Below are 23,375 nucleotides of genomic sequence, written 5' to 3'. Positions count from 1 at the left end.
TTTGGCGTTATTGCTGAATAGTCAAGATGAACAGATGTTAAGATTCATAGAGGAAAATTTAATCTGAATTTACAGTATTTTTAGAAAAAACAGGTTTTAACTTTTTACCCCTTCTGTAAAATAATGTCGGACGTACATAAAGACAATGGGGGACTATGATGAAAAAGAACACTTATTTAACTGGTTTTCTAGCGTTAACTCTATTTTTATCAAGTATGGCAGGAGCGTTTTCTGCAAAAACAGCACACGCAGCCGTCAAGGCATCACAGCTGCTGATTACGGAGATTTCTCCGAACTCTAAAGGACCTGGAACGGATTATTTTGAGTACTTCGAGCTTCATAATCCAACTGGGACTGTAATCGATTTGACGAACAGCAAATTTATGTATCAGTACCCTAATTCCGCTACCGCCGATGTCGAACTAAATGCGATATCGGGCATAAAAATTCAGCCAGGAGAGACCGTTGTTTTATGGTATAACAATGGAGAAAAAACATCGGCGGACTTTAATGCACAGTTTGGAACCTCTCTGAATGAAAACCAATTGATTCCTTTTTCAAAAGAAGGGAAGTTCGCAGGCTTTGCCAATACTGGAGAACGCGGGGTTCTAATAAAAGATGCAAACGGCCAGGCTATTGCTTCTATTTCGTACCAATCTGGCCAATCAGACGATAATGGAAACGGGATCCATTATAAATCACCGCTGGCAGGCACCGTAATGGACCCATACAAAACACTGGCCCCTCCAACACCAGGTTCCATTGAGGAAGAGCAAACCTTTTTGCCTGCTGAAAAGGATACGGAACCGCCAGCCATTAAGCATACACCTGTTGCAAAAGGAACAGCCTATTCTCCAATCATGATTACAGCGGAAATAAAAGATAACAGCAAGGTAAGCCAGGCGCAAGTGTTTTATAAAAGGAAAGATGACGCGGAATTTAAAGCAGCTGCGATGAACGCGCTGCCGGACCAGTCGGGTATGTATTCGGCTCAAATCGATGGGGCGGATGCTGTTTCAGATTTGGTATATTACATAAGTGCAAGTGACGGAACGAATACAGCCAAAACAAAAGAGTATCCCATTTCCATTGCTTCTTCTGACGTGAAGCCGGAAGCTGTTCCGCCATTGCTCATAACAGAAGTGGTTCCGGATTCAACCAATGTCGGGACTTCGGACGGCTATGAATACATTGAAGTGTACAACAATACGAATGAGGATTTGAATTTTAAAGATTATAAGCTTCAATACCGTTCCGGTGCCGAAGCAGCGACCGATATAGTCTGGCCGTCCGTCCCGGAAGATGCGGTGATCCCTGCCGGGGAAACACTGGTTTTCTGGATTATCAATGCATCCAACCGGGATAAAACGGCCGCCGATTTCAACAGCAATTACGGAACGGCCCTTGAAGAGAACAAAAATTTAGTGAAAATCTACAGCGACGGAATGTCCAATGCAGCTATGAGAGGCTTAGTTGTAGCAACGAATATAGGGAAAGAGCTGAATGTCGCCTATTACAATGATGTGCCTAATGTAAAGGATCCCGCAGCCAATAAAGGGATTAACTACACGTACCCCCAGGATGGATCAACGAAGCAGCTGAAAGTCAGCGCCGGGAAGGATGCGGCGACACCCGGAACTGTGAACGGTTATCAAATTCCTAAAGAGCCGGTTCAAGTAAAAGAAGACCAGACAAAACCAAAAATTGAAGACCTGACTAAGAAGGCGGCGGTGGATGAGCTGAGTGATTTGTCCATCACAGCTGAAGCCTCAGATGACCACGAGGTAAAATCGGTGAAGCTGTATGTGAAAACGGATGGCGGAGAAGAGAAGGAGTGGACCCTTAAACAAGACTATAACGACACCCTTTATCACCATACCGTTTACGCACCTGATTTAATCGGCAAGAAATCTATCGAATACTATTTCATTGTTACTGACGGGAAAAATGAAACGAAAACCGAGCCGGTTCGTGTCAGCGTTAATAGCAGTCTTGACACCTCTGCCCTTCGCCTGAATGTGAAAGACGGCGAGTTTGCATCTGGAGACAAGGTGCTGAGAACAGCTCCTGCTTCAGCACAATTACTAACGGATGGAAAAGCGTTTGAAGGACAAGGAACATCCTCCTTAGAGCATGAAGCGTATTTTGCATTTGAGGTCAATAACGTGAATACGTTCTTCCAAAATGGCGTGACGATGGGGGATGATGTTCTCCGCATTTTTGATGATTTTATCATCAAATGGCAGACCATCTATGTTCCGATTGACCCTGACCGCCTCAAGGCCGGAGACAATGTGATTACCGTTCGCTCCGGAACGAAAGCGACTCCGTTTGATACGGAATCCAAGGAAAACCGGGATGATTTTGATATGAAAAACCCGCGTCTGATCCTTAGAGACGGTACGGTCATACAGGATCCGAAGTTTTTGAATCCGGATGACAACCTGAATGTCGGGGACGGGGCTGGAGCAAGTAAATTTTTTGATTTCCATTTTAATCTGACAGATCAGCATCTTCAAGCGAAATCGTATACATGGAACACAAAGACAGCGGCTGACGGGGAGCACGCGATTACCCTTAAAGACGGAAACGAATCCCTTACAAGAAAGATGAAGGTTGATAACACAGCTCCTGAAATAAAACCTACTATAATAGAAGGAAACGATTACAAAGGAGCTTTTCCAATCGATGCTGCGATCACAGATCAGCTTTCCGGCATTAAGCAAACTGAAGTAAAACTGGATGGGCAAAAAATCGTTCTTCCATTGAAAACTTCAGCCGCGGATATGGAACCCGGGGACCATACCCTTGTCATTAAGGCGGAAGACAAGGCTGGGAATCTGAAAGAAATCACGGTTCGCTTTAAGACCGTTTCCGAAAATCCTGATAAACCGGAGCTCATCAGTCCTGAGGCGGGCGCAGCGGCAGATGGCAATCCAATTCTTTCTGTACGGACAAAGGATCCGACTGGCGACACGATGGATGTTGGTTTCTTTAGAGGCTACACATACAATGCAAGCCTTCAAACAGAAGTGGGGGCTTTCAAAAATACAGCGGACATCGAACCGCCTGCGACGCCTGTACCAGCTGGAGAAACACCGATGACCGAGGGAGAAAGGCAGCTCGTTTCCAAAGCGGATCAGCAGTATGTCACAACGGATTCAAGTACACAATTTCCTTATCACCGCTTTGACGTTAAGGTGGATGGGAAAGTAGATGCCACAGACCGAATTGAGCTTTCCTGGAAGGGGCATTCCCTTGAAGGCCGCAAAGTCACCATGTATGCGTGGAATCATAAAAACGCCCACTGGTCGATTATTGACAGCTTCGTTGCAGGAAAAGAAGATTTTGTTCTGAAAGGGAACGCAGCAGCGGGAGATTTTATGAAAGACAGCAGACTGAACGTGATGATCCAGGATGAAATCCCTGCCTCGTCCAGTGACTATGATTATACGTTTGTATGGATGTCCGATACCCAGTATTACTCAGAAAGCTATCCGGGAATCTATGACTCGATGACAAAATGGATTGCCGCACAAAAGGAAGAGATGAAAATCAAATATGTCATCCATACGGGTGATCTTGTGAACATGGCGAATCAGGAATACCAGTGGAAAGAAGCCGACAAATCGATGAAAACATTGGAGGACGCGAATGTTCCATACGGTGTTCTCGCCGGAAACCACGATGTGGATCACAAGACGAGCGATTACAACCAATTCAGGAAATACTTTGGGGAAGCACGCTTCAAGGATCAGCCTCATTACGGGGAATCGTTCCAAAACAATAAAGGCCACTATGATTTAATTTCAGCAAACGGAAATGACTACATCATGATGTACATGGGCTGGGGGATTGACGAAGAAGGAATTGCCTGGATGAACAAAGTATTAAGCGAGCATCCGGACCGGAAAGCGATTCTCAATTTCCATGAATACATGATGGCGACCGGAACGCGCCACCCTCTTGGAGATAAACTTTTCGAACAAGTCGTTGTTCCGAATAAGAATGTGATCGCTGTCCTGAGCGGACACTATCATGAAAGCCAAATTTTAAAGAGTGAAATTGATGACAATGGGGACGGGAAGACAGACCGTGTAGTTCCGCAGATGCTGGCAGACTATCAGGCTGGTCCTGAAGGCGGCCAGGGGTATATGAGACTGCTTCATTTTGATGCGGATCAGAACCGGATCATTGTCAATACGTATTCTCCTTATATGAAAGATTACAACTATTATAATACGGGTGATTTTCCGAATAAGGATGAATTTATTCTCGATCTTGATTTAAGTCCTCAGGAAAAAAGAGTGGCGACTGATTATTTTGCGGTCAACGTCTATACTGACGATAAAATTGGCGAAGTGAAAAATGTGAAAAGCGGAGAGACTGCTACCGTTTCCTGGAACGGTCTGACAGAAGGCACTGTTTATTCATGGTACGCTTCGGCGAGCGATCAGTTCACAGGGAAAGCGGAATCTGATATCTGGAGTTTTACGAAAGGGAAACCAGCTGTTGAGGATACCCCGGCTCCTCCGCCTGTCGTAACGCCTGAGGAACCGGGAACTCCGGATGAACCGGATACACCGGATACCCCGGACAAACCTGAAACGGATCTTGAAATGCCGGAGAAGATCAAGGCTGAGCGCTATCCGGAGGGAAGAGCAACTGTCCGGACAAAAGCAGCGATCTACAAGCTTGAAGCCGATGGGAAGCTTACCTTATTCCGCACAGCTGAAAAAGGGGAATCCCTCAGAGTGTACGGAAAGGGAGAGGAATGGCTGAATGTCGGCGGCAGCTACTACATCAAAAAAGAGGAAATCGGTTTTTATGAGGGAAGAATTCTCATTACAAAAGACCAGCCTCTTTACGCACCGGATGGACGTGTTTTCAGAATGCTGAAACGGGGAGAAGCCATCAAGGTCTATGAAACAAACGGTACTGGCTACGAAACCGGAGGCGGGTACACGGTGAAGAAGGATAAAAGCGCGGTGTACTTTGAAGGAACCGTTCAGCTGAAAGGCAAGATGGTTCTTTACAAGGACGGAAAAGCACTAAAATCATTAAGGCCGAATGAGCAGTACCGCGTTTACGAGGTGAAAAACAACCGCATGCAGCTTGGCGGCGGGGCCTATATCCTATTCGACTTGAATAAGATGACGTACAATAAAAACTAATGACAGCAGGGGCTGTCTGAGAAGTCTATTTATTAAAAACAGGGAAATGCATTCAATGCGTTTCCCTGTTTTTATTTGTCCGGCTGATTGAAGCGGAAGGGCGACAATCCGGAGCATCGGGACAGCCTCGACTTTTTTTGACCCCCTTCCTCATTCCCCGGGAAATTTCCGCGATCGCCGCACAAAAGATGTCATAAAAAAGACAGGAGGAATAAAAAGGGAAAAGGTCAACCCCGTCGTATTTACTCTGAGTGGATAAATGTTCCACTGACTAAACGACGGGGGTAAAATTGTGAAAAAACCATTGAGAAAAGCATTAAGCGGAATCGTAACGGCGGCACTCATCTTCAGTGCGCTTCCGGGAGTCTCAGTTTCGGCTATTGAAAAAGCTCCAAAATCGGAAACCGCTATTAAAAACATGCTAAACATGAATCAATCCAAACAGGGAAAGCGAAGCTCCATTTCAAAAGAGAAAAACCAGCAGTTTGCGGATAAAACGCTGATGATCAAATATAAAACACCAATCTCTGCCCAGGCTCACCAGCGGGCAGGCGGAAAACTTATTCAGAGAGTTGCGGCTCTGGGCTATGATATTGTTCAAATCAACGGAAAGGTATCGATGGAGAAGGCAGCCAAAAACTATGTGGCGATGCCGAACGTTTCGGCCATTTCTAAGAGCGCTTTGCTCAAACAGGCGGGGAGTCCGGACTTAAAAGCTTCTGCCATGTACCATCTAAATACATTAAACATTCCTGAGGCTTCAAAGCTCGCGGGTAAAAATAAAGTGCGTGTAGCTGTTGTTGATACAGGAATCGATGCAAAGCACCCGGAACTGAAAAATAAAATCAAGAGCAACAACAATGTGATGAATCCTGCTCAAAAAGGGACGCCGGATGTTCACGGGACCCATGTTTCAGGAATTATTGCTGCGGAAAAAAATAATGGAACCGGAGGATATGGAATCAATCCGAATGTCGACCTAATCTCGATCGATGTATTTAATCGTTCTTTCTTTGCCAACGACTATGTCGTGGCACAGGGGATCCTGAAGGCGATCGATCAAAAAGCTCAAGTTATCAACCTATCTCTAAGCTCCATGTTCCCTTCCCCGATTATTGAGGAGGCGGTTCAAAAAGCGATCGATGCCAATATTACGGTCGTGGCTGCGGCAGGGAACAGCGGCATGAATCTTGCAGAATACCCGGCTTCCTTTGAAGGGGTTATATCAGTCGGAAGCACGAACAATAAAAACAAGCTATCTTCTTATTCCACTTTTGGGCCTGGCGTCGATGTAGTGGCTCCGGGAGAGGAGATCTATTCATCGGTTTATGATGCGGAGAAAGGTTCTTCCTTTGCAAAAATGAGCGGAACATCCATGGCTTCGCCAGCTGTAGCGGGTGTCGTTTCATTAATGCTGAGCAAGAATCCGAAGCTGACACCGTATCAAATTAATTACATCCTAAATAAAACAGCAAAGGATCTTGGTTCGAAGGGATACGATATCTCTTATGGAAACGGACTTGTCGATCCGGTGGCTGCTTTGACATACAATGTGAAGAACGTGCCGGCCAATCCGAAGCTCTCTTTAGAAAAGCGTCTTGGCGCGGCCAAAGCGGTCACTCCTGAAGAAGGAAAATCGCTTACTGTTTCCGGCCTGTTTAAAAAAATGAATCAAATGGATTTGTATAAACTGAATGTGAAAAAAGGAGAGTTTGTCCAGACCAAACTGACCGGGTCTGCGAATTATGATCTTGTTTTAGGCCTCGACTTCTATAAAGGAAAAGAAACGAAACCCGCTTCCAAACTGAAAATCAATGATCAGGGGACAGATGGTGCGGAAGGAACGCTTTTTGAAGCAAAAGAGGATGGTGTCCTGCTTGTTTATGTGAAGGATGCATACGGAAATTACAGCGAAAGCAATCTTTCAAAATACGGACTGACCATTGAAAAATCCTCATCTAAACTTGAGGATACCAACACATTGGAAAAGCCGGACGTGATATCAGCACTTCCGTATCATTCAGAAACCCCTCTCTATTACACGGATGAATCAGCTGCGATCCCGCCAGCTGAAGAGGGAACTCCGGGTAACGGAGAGGAAGGGTCAAAGGATGAAGAAGGAACGCCACCCGGACCGGTGTTAAAAGGGGACAGCGATTACTTTACATTTAAAACCGGAGCCGTGAAATCAGGCGAATTAATGAAATTTACCGTATCCGGTGTTCCGGGGATTGATCCGAACGTGAAACTATCGATGATGGTCGAAGAACAAGGGGAAAAATACCCGATGGAAATGGGTTGGGTGGATTCAAACCGGACCGGTCTTGGGGAAGAATACATTTTCAAAGCCAGTCCAAACAGCGAATATACGGTGGAAGTAACGAATAAACCGAGCATGGATGCCTGGATCTGGATGATGATGACCGGCCAGCAGGTTATCGATCTCGACCGCAATTACTCTTCCCATCTGCCGTATCAAGTCTCATTATCAAGCCATGAGGTTCCGTTAGACGAAGACAACTTCCCTGAAATGAATGAAGGGGGATCTGAAGAAGGGACTGCAACTCCGGCATCACCTGCTGCAGTGAATAAACGTGATGTGATTATTGAACAGTCATCTGAAGAGGGTTCTTATGAAGAGTATATCCAGCGAATTCTAAGCAATGCCATTCCGTACAAAGCAGAAAGCACGGTGAAAGGGTATGTTCAATATATGGGGGATGAGGACTGGTATGCTTTTACACCGGATGAACATGCGGTGTACGATTTTACTTTTTCAAGCGGCAAGGATTCTCTCGTGCCGTCTATGGAAATTTACCGCTATGATCCAAAAGTAAAAGAAATGGTCCCATTAGGTGCCAATGCAGAGATGACGGATACCGGGTATGGCGCAGCCGCTTCCTATGCTGCAGGCTTGAAAAAGGGGCAAACCTACTATTTGAAAATGGCTCACGTCCAGTATGATGCCTCCCTTAGCCCCTATGAATTTACGGCCAGACCCATTATGAAGAATACAGCGGACAAATACGAAACCAATGACAACTTTACTGAAGCTACACCGCTTGGATTGACAGCAGTGGAAGGGAACTTTTCATCCATAGGTGACCAGGATACGTATTACTTTAAACCGGCTGTCAGCGGATTGTATGGTTATACGATCCAGCCGATGCCTGAAAAGAACGCAAAGCTGAAGGCTCCGGAAAAAATAAAGGTTCCAATCGATCCTGTTCTTGTCACCATTGAAGATACAAATGGGAATGGAAAGCTGGATTCGGAAGAAGAGGGCAATTTTATTGTGTCCGACTATGGCTTCGATAATGACCCGGAGGCGGGATCTCTCGAAGGAAAAGCGGGCAAAGGCTACTTTGTTCTGGCATTGAATTATTGGAGTGACCAGACAACCGTTACTCCATACAAATTAACGATGGCTAAAATGGGCGGGATAGATGAAGACAGAGGCTCTGTCTTCAAAAAAGGCATCCCAAGCAAGCCGGCAGTCTTGAAAAACGGAAAGGCGAAAGGCTACTTCCAATCCATCAAAGATTCAGATACGTACACATTCACCTTAAGAAACGACAAGAAACTGACAGCTTCCCTGAAAACACCATTTGGGCTGGATGGAAAGGTTACCGTGATTGATTCAAAAGGTAAAGTCATCTGGACAGCGGACCAATACGGAGCGGGAGACTCTGAAATTTTCAGTCTCAGCCTGAAAAAAGGAAAATATTATGTGAAGGTTGAAGAAGCAATGGAAAGGGTGAGTATGTCTCCTTATGAATTAACCATTAAATAACGACGGAGAGGCTGACTTTGGTTGGCCTCTTTTTTATGTTCAGAAAGGTTATGACGGGGACTGTCCCGCTGTGCTCACCGCAGCAGTGGCCAGAGGCTGAACACCGGGAGACCTTATCCGCTATCTTTTCGAAAATAGGAGCTCAATCCCTGTAAAAAGAGCAAGAAACACTATATACTTTAAGAAACCATCCATTTCGGTGAAAAACTAACTATTTAATTAGGAGGAACCTATAGTGAAAAAAGCATTACTGGCAGGAATCGGGGCAATGATGCTCATTAGCACGCTTTCCATGCCTGCTGCCTCCGCTGCACAGACAGCTGGTTACTCTAATGCGGTAAAGAACGGAGATGCACTTGCGGCCAAAACGAGAGCATTCAGACAGGCAATCGGCACAAAACAGATGACGGCAATTAATTCTCAATATAATGCGTTTACTTCATCCCTTAAATCTACAGAAGCTTCTATTGGAAAAGTATCTGGAGCTTCAAACCGTAATGCTCTACTGAAAAAATATGTGGCCCCGGCAAAAATTGAACTGGAGCGCACCATTTATGAAGTCTCACAGTACCGTCTGCTTCAATCAATGGAATCGAAAAATCTGCAGGCTTCCTACACGATTGACTCAGATCTCAGTAAGCTGGACCGCCTTAAAAAGAGGGCTGCACAGATTAAAGAGAGCGGGGGCTATCCTGCCCTTGATCCGGCCATCGGGTATTACCTGCGGAAGAAGGAAGCCATTGCAGAAGGTGCATACACGATGACGTATGTGGATGCGTATAAAATACTCGTAAATAAAGACCGCAATATTTATTATGCTAATAATATGTATGATTATCTTTCCAGGCATATTAAGGAAACAGAAAAAAGGATTGGACAAGTATCCGGTTCGTCTGCAAGAGCAGACTTGCAGAAAACATATGTTCAGCCGGGCAAAAAAGAAATAGAACGGACCATTTATTATATTTCCAGACACCGTCTTATGAACAGTCTCTTTGCCCTAGCCCAATCCGGCAAAAAAGAAGAAGCGAAAGCACAATTGCCGGAACTGGACAGGCTGAAGGAAAAAGCGGAAAGAATTGTGCAGGAGGGCGGATATGAACCCGTGCCTGCCGAAATTAAAAACAATCTGGACGAAGATGAACAGCAGCTGCGTGAATTAATTGACGGCAAATAAGAGCGAAGCCTTAAGAGGCTTTGCTTTTTTTTTGTTCCAAAATGAAAGCAGGCGGATTGGGTAGGCGGGAGCCATATCCTCAAGAGGATTCTTGATTCGCATGAAGAGAGTGTGCAGCGCCTGCAGCCAAACCCGTCAATCAAAAATGGCAACCGCAACTTTCAGGTTCATGCAGCAGCTTAACAAAATAATTTAAACAAGCCGGTTAACTTCTGTGAAGACAGGCCGATATATTCTATTGTGTGCCATAAGGGGCTTGGGGAGAGGCTTTTTACCTGCAGAAGCCTCCTGCCAAAAGTATTTCCTTATAATTGCGTTCAGCCTGGTTTAGGAAAAACGAAATGTTGGGTAAAGAAGCTTAGCATGCATTCTTTAAAGGAAAGTGCGTAAAATTGGCTGAAGTGCCGAATGATATGAAGTGAATTTCCTGCAATTTTTTACAAAAAATTAACACAGAGTATGCAACCATTTATTATTTGGTTCGTCTTATCTTTATGAGCGCAAAAAAGCCTGTTTTGAGTGGCTCTGAGCCCGCTGCTTTCAGCTATCCAAAATAATGCAGCGTTCTCTGAAAAACGCACGCATTAAGATGGTGTTTACTCAAACAATAAGGTTGGATACCAAACGATTTTACTGCTCTGTGTATGCATGAACGCAATCAGGGGAATGGCTGAAGTAGCGTAATCCTCTATCTGCAGTCTGGTCATTTATGTCTGAAAAATGAACGATGTCAGAAAGGTTCCGGCAAGGGAAGAACCTTCTCCTGAATTTTATTGACCTTTTTTTTAAGTAGTGATATTGTTCTTATGAGTGAATTCTTTGGAACAAGCAGTAAACTTGGAAACCATATTATAAAGTTAGCTGAAAGAAACTTAGAGGTGATTTTGGTGGCGATTAATCGGGCAGAATCCAATTTGTATCGTAAGTATCAATCCGTTGCCTACGCACAAACAGCAGAAATTAACCCGAAAAAGACAGCATATAACGAATACGGAAAACGATTTTCAGATATCATTTTAGCACTGATCGGCCTAATACTTTCGAGCCCAATTGTTTTGATAACCATGCTTGCAATCAAGCTGGAATCCCCCGGTGCGGCACTCTTTTTTCAAGAGCGCGTCGGTTTAAAGGGACATAAATTTAATGTCATTAAGCTCCGGTCCATGAGGACGGATGCTGAAAAGAACGGGGCGCAGTGGGCATCTAAGAACGATCCGCGTGTAACGAAAATCGGAGCTTTCATCCGCAAAACACGCATCGATGAGCTTCCCCAATTTTACAATGTGCTAAAAGGCGATATGAGCCTTATTGGCCCTAGACCTGAACGTCCGATGTTTGCAGAGGATTTCGAACGTGAAATTCCGGGATTTTCCCAGCGACTGGCTGTAAAACCAGGTTTAACAGGATGGGCACAGGTTAATGGAGGATATGATATCACTCCGAAAGAAAAGCTTCAGCATGATTTATACTATATTTCAAACATGAGCTTTGTACTGGATCTTAAAATTATTTTTAAAACTATACGTGTAATCTTTACTGGTGAAGGCGCTAGGTAAGATCATTTAGGAGGATTCCCTCAATTATGAAAGTTTTGGTAACGGGAGGCTGCGGGTTTATTGGCTCGCATATCGTAGACCTATTGGTGCAGGAGCAGCACGACGTCATGGTTGTGGATGATCTTAGCACAGGCAAACAGGAACATGTCAATCCACACGCACAATACGTTGTCAGCAGCATTAACGCTCCTGAATTTGATGCGGCAGTTGAGAAGTTCAAACCGGAAGCGATTATTCATCAGGCTGCACAGGTAAGTGTTCCAAGATCCATTGATAACCCATTGAAAGATGAGGAAATCAATATCCGGGGCTCGCTTCAAGTCATTGAAAGTGCGAAAAACCACGGTGTCCGTAAAATCATCTTTGCTTCATCAGCAGCTGTTTACGGAAATCCGGAATATCTTCCGGTCGATACCGACCATCCGACCAAGCCAATGGCTCCGTATGGTGTATCCAAGTTTTCCGTTGAAAAATACTTGCAGATGGCTCAGAGTCTGCACGGCATTGATTACACGATTCTTCGTTACGGCAATGTATACGGTCCGCGCCAGGATGCTTTGGGCGAAGGCGGCGTGATTGCCATTTTTGCTGAATCACTTGGCCGGGGAGAAGCCCCATTTATTTTTGGAGACGGGGAACAGACCCGCGACTTCGTTTACGTTCAAGATGTTGCGCGGGCTAATGTGAAAGCATTAACGCACGGCGATAACAAAATCTTAAACGTTTCTTCCGCCGATAAAATTACGATTAAAGAACTTTTCTTCCTGATGAACGAAATTTCAGGGAACAGTCTTGAACCGATCTATAAGGAAGAGCGCAGCGGTGATATTCGGGATAGTGTCCTATCCAACAGCGACACCATTTTGGCTCTTGATTGGAATGCCGGGGTCAGCTTACCGCAAGGTCTGGCCAACACATTGGAATTTTATAAAAGTGCATCAAAATGATTGACTGTGATCTCCCGCTGCCATTCGCATACACCAGGTTAATTGGATTGCGAAGCGGGGGATTTTTTTATGGGCAAATATGGAGTGTACCGTCATTATTTCTGTAATTTTTAACGGATTTGTCCAAAAAACCTGCCCATCGTTCGAAAGAATATGTTTTAGGCGATTCGCTTACAACGCAAACATAGAGGAGATTATCATGAAACACGCCATCGTTTATTTTCCGTATGAGCTTCAGAAAAACCCGAAAAGCGGATCGGGGGTTCGGCCTAAGCGTTTAGTGGAGGCCTTTACCCGGTACGGGGAGAAAGAAAATCTTAAAATTGTTGTTATTTCTGGTCAGACGAAGGACCGTAAAGAACGAATCCGGGAGTATTTGGGCAGCCACGATGTGAAGGAGGCCGTGTTTTGCTACATGGAAAACAGCACGATGCCTTACTGGCTCACAGATAAAGACCATGTCCCGCGCGGAGTTGGATTGGATTTTCCTTTCTGGAAAAAACTAAAGGATAACGGTGTTCCGATCGGCTGCTTCTATCGTGACGTATACTGGCAGTTTGACGATATGTACGTTCCGCCGTTTGGCTATAAATTTTTAACGCCTGTTATGAGAAATATTTACAGAAAAGAGCTTAGCACGTATCATAAAGTAGTGGATAAAATGTATCTTCCTTCATTAGAAATGAATCGTTTCGTGAAGTGGGAAAAAGAATTCGATGAGCTTCCTCCCGGTATGGAAAAAGTTTCGGCCGATGAGCATGTGCTTCCTGCCGTGCCAACAGCCGTCTACGTAGGCGGAATAACGGATACAGTGGGGATTTTAACCATGCTTGAAGCGTTTCATCTTTTAAATAAGGATCAAATTCAAGTGAAGCTGGAATTCATCTGCCGTGAAGGAGAGTTTAAAAAGTATCCTGAGGTGCAGAAATTCCAAAACGAATCATGGATTCACATTCAGCATCTATCCGGAGATGATCTGAAAGAAGTTTATAAAAAGGCGGATCTTGCTCTTATTCCGAGAGAAAAGAATACGTACCACGATTTTGCGATGCCGGTAAAGCTGTTTGAATATCTTTCCTACAGCCTTCCAATCGTTGCGACAAACTGTGATGCTCATGCACGGTTTCTTGAAGATAACAGCTTTGGAGTGGTATCTACAGTGGACAAGCAGGATTTTGCTGAAGCGGTTCATCAGGCGCTGAAGCCTGAAGTCCATCAGGGGCTCGTCCGTTCCATCCGGGAACACGCATTTGAAAAAAACAGCTGGGATGCACGGGTTCAGAAGGTTGTTCACGATCTGACAGCCATCCGCAAATAAGAGGTGAAAAAAATGAAAATTGCCATTTTAGCTCCAGCAAACAACGTTCACACGAAAAAATGGCTGGATTTCTATAATAAAAAAGGCTATCAGGTGCTGAATATCAGCTTTGACAGCCATACGGATCACGAGGATCGTTCACAGTGGCCGAATGTCCAGACGCATTATTTAAAACTGAAATTTTCCAACAAGCTTTCCTATTTTCTGACTGTGCCGGAAATTAAAAAGCAGCTTCAAATCTTCAAGCCGGATATTCTGCACAGCCACTATGTTTCAAGCTATGGTCTGGTAGGTGCCATGACCAATTTCCACCCGTATATGATTTCTGTATGGGGAATGGATATTTATGATTTCCCAAAAGAGGGCAAACTGAATACATATTTGGTGAAGTATGCTTTAAGCAAAGCGGATGTCATCGGTTCAACGAGCCATGTCATGAAGGAAGTAACCGCTCAGTATACGGACAAGCCGATCGATGTCACTCCATTCGGTGTGGATATGGAAAAATTCAAACCGATCCCAAACCGCAAACCGGATGACAAAGTCACATTCGGAATTGTGAAAACGATGGCAGAGAAATACGGGATCCGCTATCTGCTGGAAGGCTATGCCGAGCTTAAACGGATGATTCCGCCTGAAGCCTTTGAGATGACGAACCTGGAAATTGTCGGACCGGGTCCGAAGCTTGAAGAGTATCAGGCTCTTGCGAAGAAACTCGGAATTGATTCTCAAACCGTCTTCCACGGAAGAGTGCCTCATGCACGCGTTCCTGAGCTGATTAATTCCTTTGACGTTTTCTTTGTTCCTTCTACTTTGGACAGTGAAAGCTTCGGAGTGGCAGCGGTCGAGGCGCAAGCATGTGAAGTACCGGTCGTTGTTGCCAATGTAGGCGGACTTCCTGAAGTGGTAAAGGACGGCGTAACAGGATTTATCGTCCCTACCAAAAACAGCACAGCACTGGCTGAAAAAATGAAGCTATTCATTGAAGATCCGGAGCTTGGCATCGAAATGGGCAAAAAAGGGAGAGAGCATGTCCTTTCCTTATACCGCTGGGAAGAAAATGCGGAGCTCATGTCAGATATCTACGACAGAACATTAGAAAGAAGGTAAGCGAAGTGGAAAGACCGCTCGTTTCAATTATTACACCTTCCTACAACAGCACGAAGACGATCGGGGAGACCATCCGCTCTGTTCAGGCACAGACGTATGAACATTGGGAAATGCTCATCGTGGATGACTGTTCGAAGGACCACTCCCGCGTGTTTATAAAAGAATTTGCTGAAAAAGACCCCCGTATTCAGCTTGTTGAACTGACTGAAAACGGAGGGGCAGCCGTTGCGAGGAACACCGCGCTTAAAATGGCTAAAGGGAAATACGCAGCGTTTTTGGACAGTGATGACTTGTGGCATCCGGAGAAGCTTGAAAAGCAGATTCGTTTTATGGAAGAGAACGATTATGCGTTTACGTATACCAAGTACCAGATCATGCTTGAAAACGGTGAAAAGACCGATCAAGTGATTGATATTCCAGATAGCATCGGCTATCACAGTCTTTTAAAGAATACAATCATCGGCTGTTTAACAGCCGTTGTGAATTTAGAGAAAACGGGTCCCATTCAAATGCCGAACATCCGGACCAGACAGGATTTTGCGCTCTGGCTGTCCATTTTGAAAAAAGGGATTACAGCTTACGGGCTTCAGGAAACACTTGCTTATTACCGGCTTGTTCCTGGGTCGATCTCAAGCAACAAGGTAAAAGCGGCAAAGCAAACATGGAAGGTATACCGTGAAGTAGAGAAGCTTAGTCTTCCTTATTCCGCTGTTTGTTTTGGGGGATACGCTTGGAATGCGGTAAAGAAAACGTATTTGAAAAAATAGAATTCGGTAGGGGGATTTTTATGACAAAGGTTAGAAAAGCCATTATTCCGGCAGCAGGCTTGGGGACACGGTTCCTTCCTGCTACTAAAGCACAGCCGAAAGAAATGCTTCCAATCGTGGACAAACCAACCATACAGTACATTATTGAAGAAGCGGTAGCAGCAGGAATTGAAGACATCATTATCGTAAGCGGACGCGGAAAGCGCGCCATTGAGGATCACTTCGATAAATCCTATGAGCTGGAAGAAACGCTTGCGAAAAAAGGGAAAGACAAAGTCCTAAAAGAGGTTCAGGAAATCTCCGGCCTTGCTAATATCCACTACATTCGCCAAAAGGAACCAAAGGGACTGGGACATGCGATTAATTGCGCAAGCCGTTTCATTGGGGATGAACCTTTTGCTGTCCTGTTGGGAGATGATATTGTCCGCTCAGAAGTGCCATGCACGAAGCAGCTCATTGATGCGTTTGACAAGCATCAGCGCAGTGTCGTTGGGGTCCAGCAGGTGCCTCAGGAGGATGTTTCCAAATACGGAATCATTGCGCCTCAGGAAACACCAAATGGGGATAAAATGATTTCTGTACATACACTTGTTGAAAAACCGAAAACCGAAGAAGCGCCATCCAACTATGCAATTATGGGACGGTATATCCTGACTCCGGAGATCTTCACGATTCTGGAAGAATTGCCTCCTGGGGCAGGCGGGGAAATTCAGCTGACCGATGCATTGAAAGTCCTGAACGAAAGCCAGCCGATTTATGCTTACAACTTCGACGGACAGCGCTATGACGTCGGCGACAAGTTCGGATTCATTAAAGCGACGGTCGATTTTGCCCTTGAACGTGAAGACTTGAGAGACCAGGTAAACAGCTACCTTGAAGAAAAAGTGAAAAAGTAAAGTGCTGAGCAATCAGCCATTTGGAGGATCTGACATCATGCAAATAGCAGTAGTAGGAACCGGTTATGTAGGCCTTGTGACAGGTGTCTGCCTTTCAGAAATCGGCCATGACGTAACTTGCGTTGATATAGATGAACAAAAAGTCGAACGGATGAGACAGGGCTTGTCTCCAATCTATGAGCCAGGTCTTGATGAATTAATGAAAGCGAACATTGACCGCGGAAGACTGCATTTTACAACAAACCACAAAGAGGCATTTGCCGGTGCAAAAGCGATTTATATCGCGGTAGGCACGCCTCAGCGCGAGGACGGCCAGGCAGATCTTCGCTTCGTGGAGCAGGTAGCCATAGATATCGCCAATAACATCGAAAGTGATGTAGTGGTCGTGACGAAGAGCACCGTTCCGGTTGGAACAAACGAACGTGTCCAGTCTATTGTAAGAGAACATCTTAAAGAAAACTACACCGTTCATTCCGTCTCCAATCCTGAATTCCTGCGTGAAGGATCGGCTGTAAAGGATACGTTTGAAGGCGACCGCATTGTGATTGGTGCGAACAGCGACGAAGCGGCAGCCGTTCTGGAAGAAATTAACCGTCCATTCGGAATTGAGATTTTTAAAACAGACATTCGCAGTGCGGAAATGATTAAATATGCGTCCAACGCCTTCCTTGCAACGAAGATCAGCTTCATCAACGAAATTGCCAACCTTTGCGAAAAGCTTGAAGCAGATGTAGAAGATGTGGCAGCTGGGATGGGAATGGACGACCGGATCGGCAGCAAGTTCCTGAAAGCAGGAATCGGCTACGGCGGCTCCTGCTTCCCGAAAGACACAAGCGCACTTGTACAAATTGCAAGCTACGTTCAGCATGACTTTAACCTTCTGAAATCCGTCATCCAGGTGAACGGTGAGCAGCAGCGCATGCTCGTAACAAAAGCGAAAGAGCGCTTCGGCAGCCTTCAAGGAAAGCGCGTCGCCATGCTTGGCCTCGCGTTCAAACCGAATACAGATGATATGCGCGAAGCCGCATCCATTGCTCTTGCCCATGAGCTTGTCAAAGAAGGGGCAACAGTTGTAGGTTACGATCCAATCGCTGCTGACAATGCGAAAAAGCTTCTTCCTGAACAAACAATTTATGTGGATTCTCCGGATGAAGCCATTCAAAACGCGGATTTTGCGATGATCGTGACAGAATGGGAGCAGGTAAAAGCGCTCACGTTCCAGGATTATATCGAAAAAATGAACGAGCCGATTATTTTTGACGGGCGGAACTGCTATTCTCTTGAACAGGCGGCCAAACATCCGGTCGAATATTACTCCGTCGGCAGAAAAAATATCAAGAACAGGGACTAGATGGAATATTCCATCTAGTTTTTTTTACGCTCTCCGATTAGTATAAAAGAGATAAGACCGACTAATTGATGAGAGTAGAGTGGAAAAATGGGGAATATCATAAAAGTTTTGTTCATATGCTGTCTATTGTTTGGTTCTGCACTGGCTGTGCCGGCGCAAAAGGCAAATGCCGATACATCTCGCTACCTTGTTGAGCTTTCCGCCAAACCGGCTGACCTGAAGGCGGCCTTAAAGGATTGGAACATGCTCCGGAGCTTTTTTCTTGATGGGCATTATTACGCGGTCTTAACAGGACAAAAATCCTTGGAGGAACTAAAATCCAATCCGGCCATTATCAGCGCCGGGGTCGACAGAAAGACCGGAACAGCGGCAGCGTACAAACAAACAACACCGTGGGGGGTGAAAAAATCCCAGGCATACCGTCTCACAGCGAAAGACTGCGCGTGCAAAATCGCCATTATTGACTCGGGGATTTCAGATCATGAAGATCTTAAAGGACGGGTTCAGTCCAAAATTACCTATCTGTATGGAAAAGAAATTCCGAAAACGGCAACAGATACAGCCGGTGATCAGCACGGAACGCATGTTGCCGGAATTATCGCCGCAAACAATAATACATACGGTGTGACAGGCATGGTCCCAAATGCACAGCTCATGATCGTGAAAGTATTTGAAGGCGAATATGGAGGATATTTCTCCGACATTACGGCTGGAATCGCGTGGGCCGTAAATAACGGGGCGGAAGTCATGAATCTAAGCCTCGGTGTTCATGCAAGCAAGGATGAAGTAACCGAAAGAGTACTGAAAAGCGCATATGACAAAGGCGTCACCATTGTAGCGGCAAGCGGAAACGAAGGGCTCACCGTGGATTACCCTGCCTCCTCCGCCTATACAATCGCAGTAGGGGCCGTCGATCAGAATTACAGAATGCCGTATTGGTCCAACTATGGCAGAGGACTTGATATTCTGGCTCCGGGAGTCAACGTCCTGTCAACGGTCAACAAAAATCAATATGCCGCTTACAGCGGAACGTCTATGGCTGCGCCGCATGTAACGGCTGCCATCTCAAAGCTTCTTCCATTGTATACAGGTCCTAAAAACGGACAGAGAGTAGAATGGGTGAGAAAAAGATTAACAGAGTATGCAGATATGAGATCAGTAGCCTTAAAGGGGCGGACACTGCAGATACCCGTATTAAATCTTTATAGAAGTTATTACGGAATTAAATAATATTCGACATCATTCTGCAAAATTCTATGGTATGTATTTCAATGTTAAGAATATTTTACAAAGAATATGAAAAATTTACATGAAATTGCTGGCATTTTAAAATATTTTGTAATATGATTGTCAATAGGTATTCCACTTGCTAAGTATTTCCTTTGTCTAGCACTTTTTTATTAGTTTTATGTAATTTAAAGTTGTAAAATCAGACAAAGTATGCAATAATTTACTTCGGTATAGGAGGATATACATACCTATTTACTCGTTTTTGGTAACTGGGAGTTATGCCAGTCTACATATCTGTCAGTTTATCAATATACAAAACACTTTAAACACAATTTGAAAGGGGAACACACCAAAATGTCAAAAAAGAACACTGTTAAGCTTGGCCTAGCTGCTGCTGTAGCTGCAAGCTCACTAGTAGCTGCTAACCCGGCTCAAGCTGCTGCTGCATCTAAAACTGAAACTCTTGTAAAACAAGCTGAGGCTGCTGTAGCTCAACTTAAACCTTACTACTCTGTAACTAAAGCAGATCAAGTTATGGTTTCTGCTGAGTTCACTGCAAAGTACAACGCTGCTACTAAAGCTGTTAAAGCTGCACAAGCTGCAAAACCAACTGGAGCATGGGCTACTAAACTAGCTGCTGCTGAACAAAACCGCATCAAAGCTGCTCGCATCATTGACGCTGTTAAAGTTGGCGACGATCTAATGAAAAAAGTTGCTGCACTTGACGTTCTAGTGAAAGCTAACAAACTAGACGATACAACTGTAGCTGCTTACAACGAAGTTTCTAAAGCCGTTCTTCTAGTAGAACGTACAGCTGGAAAAGTTTACGGAGCTCCTGTTCGTGAAGCAGTTCAAGCTAAATACGTACTTCCTGCTAAAATCGCTAAAGAAACAGTTATTTTCGAAGTTTCCCGTTACAACCTACACAAAGAACTTAAACAGCTTATCGCTGATAACAAACTAGACGAAGTACCTGCTAAAGTAGCTCTTCTTCAACGCCTTGAAGAAAGATCTGTAAAAATTAAAGAAGCGGGTAATAAGCTTCACCCAGGTATGTACCCAGAGCTTAAAGAAATCAACGCTGCTCTAGCTAAAGATAAAGCTGAAGTTATTGCTAGCTACGAAGCTAAGTTGACTCCGAAAGTTGAAAGTGTAAGTGCGATTAACGGTAAACAATTAGTTGTTAAATTCAACAAAGCAATCGATGCTGATACAGTAATCACTGATGCTGGTACAGATGATACATTACTTTCTTCAGTTAGCGTTGTTGCCGATACTGATGCAGAATCAGTAACAGCTGCTAAATTAGAAGGTGCGTTAAGCAAGGACGGCAAAACTTTAACTATTACAAGTACTGATGTTGCTGAATTCTTCGATGGTACTTATACAGTAACTGCAACTGATGCGGTTAAAACTACAGACGCAAAAGCTCTAACTCCATTCATCGCTAAAGTCACTGTTGACGATACAACTGCACCAACAGTAACAGGTGTTTCTTATGACGCAGCTTCTGATGAAGTAACTTTAACTCTTTCTGAGGCCCTTGTTGGCAACCCAGATGTATTGCGTGTAAATGGTACACCAGTAGCATTCACTAATTCATCTACAGGTCCTGTTACTGAGTTAACATTCAATAGACCAGCTTCAGTTGCAACTGGTTCTGTAGCTGACATCTATATTGCAGGTGCTAAAGATTACAAAGGTAATGCTCTAGCTGCATACACTGGTAATGTAACATTCACTAAAGATGTATCAGCTTTAGGAGTAGCTTCAGTTACTCAAGCTGACTCAGATACTTTACGTGTTGTTTTCAATAAAAAGTTAGGTGCTAAAGCATCTTCAACTACTCTTGCTGATTTAGCAGCTGCTATCACAGTTTTAAAAGATGGTTCTTCATTCCCTTATTCAGTATCTGCAACTGCTGGAGATACAACTGGTACATCATTTGATTTAAACTTTACATCTACAAACCTTTACGGTACTGCTGCTGATAAAGATTTAGCTCTTGTAATTGCTAAAGACGGTTTAGTAGACGTTTACGGCAACAAGAACGCTGCGTCTTCTCAAAATGTTAAAATGACAAAAGATGTTGTTGCTCCAACTGTAACTGGTACCTCAGTGTCCTCAGATAAAAAGACTATCACTTTAACATTCAGCGAAGGTGTAACTGTTGATGATTCATTATTTACAGTTCGTCGTGATGGTATTGCTGTTAACACAACAGGTTTAACTATTGTTTCTGATTCTTCTGATAATAAAAAAGTGACTATCAAAAATGCTGATGCGTCTGCCTTCACTGCCGGCAACTATACATTCCGTTTAGAAGCAGGTGCGGTTAAAGATCTAGTGGAAGCTAATAAAAATGCTCTAGTAACTGCTAGTGCTGTAGTTTCTGCTGGTACTACAACTGGAACAGACCTATTAGCTGCTGTTTCTACTCCTGCTAATAACAAGTTTGAAGTAGCATTCTCTGATAACTCTGTTGCTAAGGAAGTAACTGCTGATACAGCTCTTAACTTAGCTAACTACAAGTTAGACGGTAAAGCTCTTCCAACTGGAACTGATATTTACTTCAAAGATGCTAACAAAGATACAGTTGTAATTGTATTACCAGCTGGTAGCGTAAATATTGGCGCAGTCGGAACTGGTTCAAACGCAATTCTTTCAGTTGCAGGTGTTAAATCTACAACTGGTAAGACTGTAGCTTCTACTGGTCAAACAGTTAAAGTTGAAGACAACACTGCTGCTACATTAACTGGAGCTTCTAAGGTTGGTAACTCAGTAATTGTGACATTCAGCGAAGCGATTAGTGGAACTAAGCTAGATGCAGCTGACTTTGTAGTAACTGATGCAACTGGTACCACTGTTGGAACTTCTGGATATGCAACTTCTACAGTAGCAGGTAACTCTAAGCAAGTTCAACTTACTTTTACTGCTATTCCTTCTGGTGCAATTACAGTTAAAACAAGTGCAACTGGAACAGTAAACCTAACTGATGCAAATGGTTTAGTTGTTGCTGCTGGTTCACAAGTTGTTTCTAACTAATAAATAATTATTAAAAAGAAGCTCTGTAGAGAAAAACTCTACGGAGCTTTTTTTTGTCTCTATGTTACTCGGAAAAAGGGGACAACAACCCCATTCTGCTAAATGGCCAATGGGCAAGAATACAGGACAATAGTAATACTCTTGCTAAAAAGCACAGTAAATGTAAAGTAAATCGCCTTTATAATACCTCAAAGAGAAAAATCTCTGTAGTTTTTGAGTAATAAAACTCATTCATTTTGTTGACAAAAAGCATCTAGCTATACTTTATCTTGATCCTTTTCGTCATTTACAAATTACCCTAACCTGCAACATTCTATTAAAACCTTATGAACCCTTGATAATACTGGGTTCGTAAGGTTTTTTATTTTGGGGGTAACCTATAGAAAGTGCGATTAACGATACTCAAGCAGTAGTAACATTCAAAGGTGATGTTGGTGAAGTATCTGCTACTAACTTTACTGCTGATAATGGTCTAACAGTAGTTAAAGCAGAAGTTAATCCTGATAATAAAAAAGAAGTTACTTTAACATTCAATAAAGCTCTTACAGACAAAACTGATTATGCTGTAACTGTTAACGGTGTTAAATCTGCTTCTGGTGTAGAAATGAAAGAAGCTCAAACTTCTACTTTCTCATATGAAATTGGAGAAGTTAGCAAGGTTGAATTAACTAAATCTACTTTTGTTAATGGCGATGACATTGCTGATTCCGTTAAATTAACAAACGCAAAAGGCATTGATGTTACTAACGAATATACTGTAGAAGTTTCTTCAACTTCAGCAAAAGTTACAACAATTGCTGGTACTGTAGCTGGAGCAACTGAAAATGAAGTTGCCTACGTGCAAGTAACGGTTAAAGATGCTGGTGGCAATACTGTTAAACAAAGCGATGCAATTAAAGTAACATTAGCTCCTACAGCAGTTTCATCTGTTGCTAACTTCGGTCTAGGTGATGATGTTAATACTGTTACAGGTTTTAAAACAGCATTAAAAGATGGAGATCTAGTTTAAGA

General features: G+C 43.9%; 13 protein-coding genes. All 13 read left to right on the top strand.

All coding sequences use genetic code 11. The features are described from left to right. Positions 1 to 155: 155 nt before the first annotated feature. The gene (locus CEF21_RS20765) at positions 156 to 5,174 is read left to right on the top strand and encodes a lamin tail domain-containing metallophosphoesterase family protein (protein ID WP_123919708.1); all 5,019 of its coding nucleotides are present in this window, start codon (positions 156 to 158) and stop codon (positions 5,172 to 5,174) included. Between the two features lie 292 nt (positions 5,175 to 5,466). Beyond that, positions 5,467 to 8,967 (top strand): S8 family serine peptidase, encoded by a 3,501-nt coding sequence (locus CEF21_RS20760; protein WP_123919706.1) that lies wholly within the window; start codon positions 5,467 to 5,469, stop codon positions 8,965 to 8,967. Positions 8,968 to 9,202: 235 nt separating this feature from the next. Then, positions 9,203 to 10,144: a hypothetical protein gene (locus CEF21_RS20755; RefSeq protein ID WP_123919704.1), complete on the top strand. Its 942-nt coding sequence runs from the start codon at positions 9,203 to 9,205 to the stop codon at positions 10,142 to 10,144. A 773-nt stretch (positions 10,145 to 10,917) separates the two neighbouring features. Then, complete coding sequence (locus CEF21_RS20750) at positions 10,918 to 11,700, top strand: exopolysaccharide biosynthesis polyprenyl glycosylphosphotransferase (RefSeq protein WP_241156732.1); 783 nt, start codon at positions 10,918 to 10,920, stop codon at positions 11,698 to 11,700. A 23-nt stretch (positions 11,701 to 11,723) separates the two neighbouring features. Beyond that, positions 11,724 to 12,647 (top strand): NAD-dependent epimerase/dehydratase family protein, encoded by a 924-nt coding sequence (locus CEF21_RS20745; protein ID WP_123919702.1) that lies wholly within the window; start codon positions 11,724 to 11,726, stop codon positions 12,645 to 12,647. 199 nt (positions 12,648 to 12,846) lie between these two features. Beyond that, complete coding sequence (locus CEF21_RS20740; protein WP_164462269.1) at positions 12,847 to 13,965, top strand: glycosyltransferase family 4 protein; 1,119 nt, start codon at positions 12,847 to 12,849, stop codon at positions 13,963 to 13,965. A 12-nt stretch (positions 13,966 to 13,977) separates the two neighbouring features. After that, positions 13,978 to 15,075 (top strand): glycosyltransferase, encoded by a 1,098-nt coding sequence (locus CEF21_RS20735; RefSeq protein WP_123919698.1) that lies wholly within the window; start codon positions 13,978 to 13,980, stop codon positions 15,073 to 15,075. A gap of 5 nt (positions 15,076 to 15,080) precedes the next feature. Next, positions 15,081 to 15,842: a glycosyltransferase family 2 protein gene (locus CEF21_RS20730; RefSeq protein ID WP_241156730.1), complete on the top strand. Its 762-nt coding sequence runs from the start codon at positions 15,081 to 15,083 to the stop codon at positions 15,840 to 15,842. 20 nt (positions 15,843 to 15,862) lie between these two features. Beyond that, the gene (galU, locus tag CEF21_RS20725; protein WP_123919694.1) at positions 15,863 to 16,738 is read left to right on the top strand and encodes a UTP--glucose-1-phosphate uridylyltransferase GalU; all 876 of its coding nucleotides are present in this window, start codon (positions 15,863 to 15,865) and stop codon (positions 16,736 to 16,738) included. Between the two features lie 37 nt (positions 16,739 to 16,775). Further along, positions 16,776 to 18,089: a UDP-glucose dehydrogenase family protein gene (locus CEF21_RS20720; RefSeq protein WP_164462268.1), complete on the top strand. Its 1,314-nt coding sequence runs from the start codon at positions 16,776 to 16,778 to the stop codon at positions 18,087 to 18,089. Between the two features lie 87 nt (positions 18,090 to 18,176). Next, positions 18,177 to 19,319 carry a S8 family peptidase gene (locus tag CEF21_RS20715; RefSeq protein WP_123919692.1) on the top strand — a complete coding sequence of 381 codons (1,143 nt, stop codon included), beginning with the start codon at positions 18,177 to 18,179 and terminating at the stop codon, positions 19,317 to 19,319. Positions 19,320 to 19,673: 354 nt separating this feature from the next. Further along, entirely contained in the window at positions 19,674 to 22,364 is a 2,691-nt protein-coding gene (locus tag CEF21_RS20710) for a hypothetical protein (RefSeq protein WP_123919690.1), read from the top strand. Between the two features lie 379 nt (positions 22,365 to 22,743). Then, entirely contained in the window at positions 22,744 to 23,373 is a 630-nt protein-coding gene (locus CEF21_RS21810) for an Ig-like domain-containing protein (protein ID WP_346773378.1), read from the top strand. The last annotated feature ends 2 nt before the right edge of the window (positions 23,374 to 23,375 follow it).

It is taken from the genome of Bacillus sp. FJAT-42376 (genome assembly GCF_003816055.1).
In the GTDB taxonomy this organism is placed as follows: Bacteria; Bacillota; Bacilli; order Bacillales; family Bacillaceae; genus Metabacillus_B.
This window is presented reverse-complemented; position numbering and strand designations above follow the sequence as displayed.

Coding starts and splice junctions, on each gene's coding strand:
- CEF21_RS20715 (WP_123919692.1), top strand. CDS start 18,177: ATGGGGAATATCATAAAAGTTTTGTTCATATGCTGTCTATTGTTTGGT.
- CEF21_RS20735 (WP_123919698.1), top strand. CDS start 13,978: ATGAAAATTGCCATTTTAGCTCCAGCAAACAACGTTCACACGAAAAAA.
- CEF21_RS20740 (WP_164462269.1), top strand. CDS start 12,847: ATGAAACACGCCATCGTTTATTTTCCGTATGAGCTTCAGAAAAACCCG.
- CEF21_RS20765 (WP_123919708.1), top strand. CDS start 156: ATGATGAAAAAGAACACTTATTTAACTGGTTTTCTAGCGTTAACTCTA.
- CEF21_RS20710 (WP_123919690.1), top strand. CDS start 19,674: ATGTCAAAAAAGAACACTGTTAAGCTTGGCCTAGCTGCTGCTGTAGCT.
- galU (WP_123919694.1), top strand. CDS start 15,863: ATGACAAAGGTTAGAAAAGCCATTATTCCGGCAGCAGGCTTGGGGACA.
- CEF21_RS20720 (WP_164462268.1), top strand. CDS start 16,776: ATGCAAATAGCAGTAGTAGGAACCGGTTATGTAGGCCTTGTGACAGGT.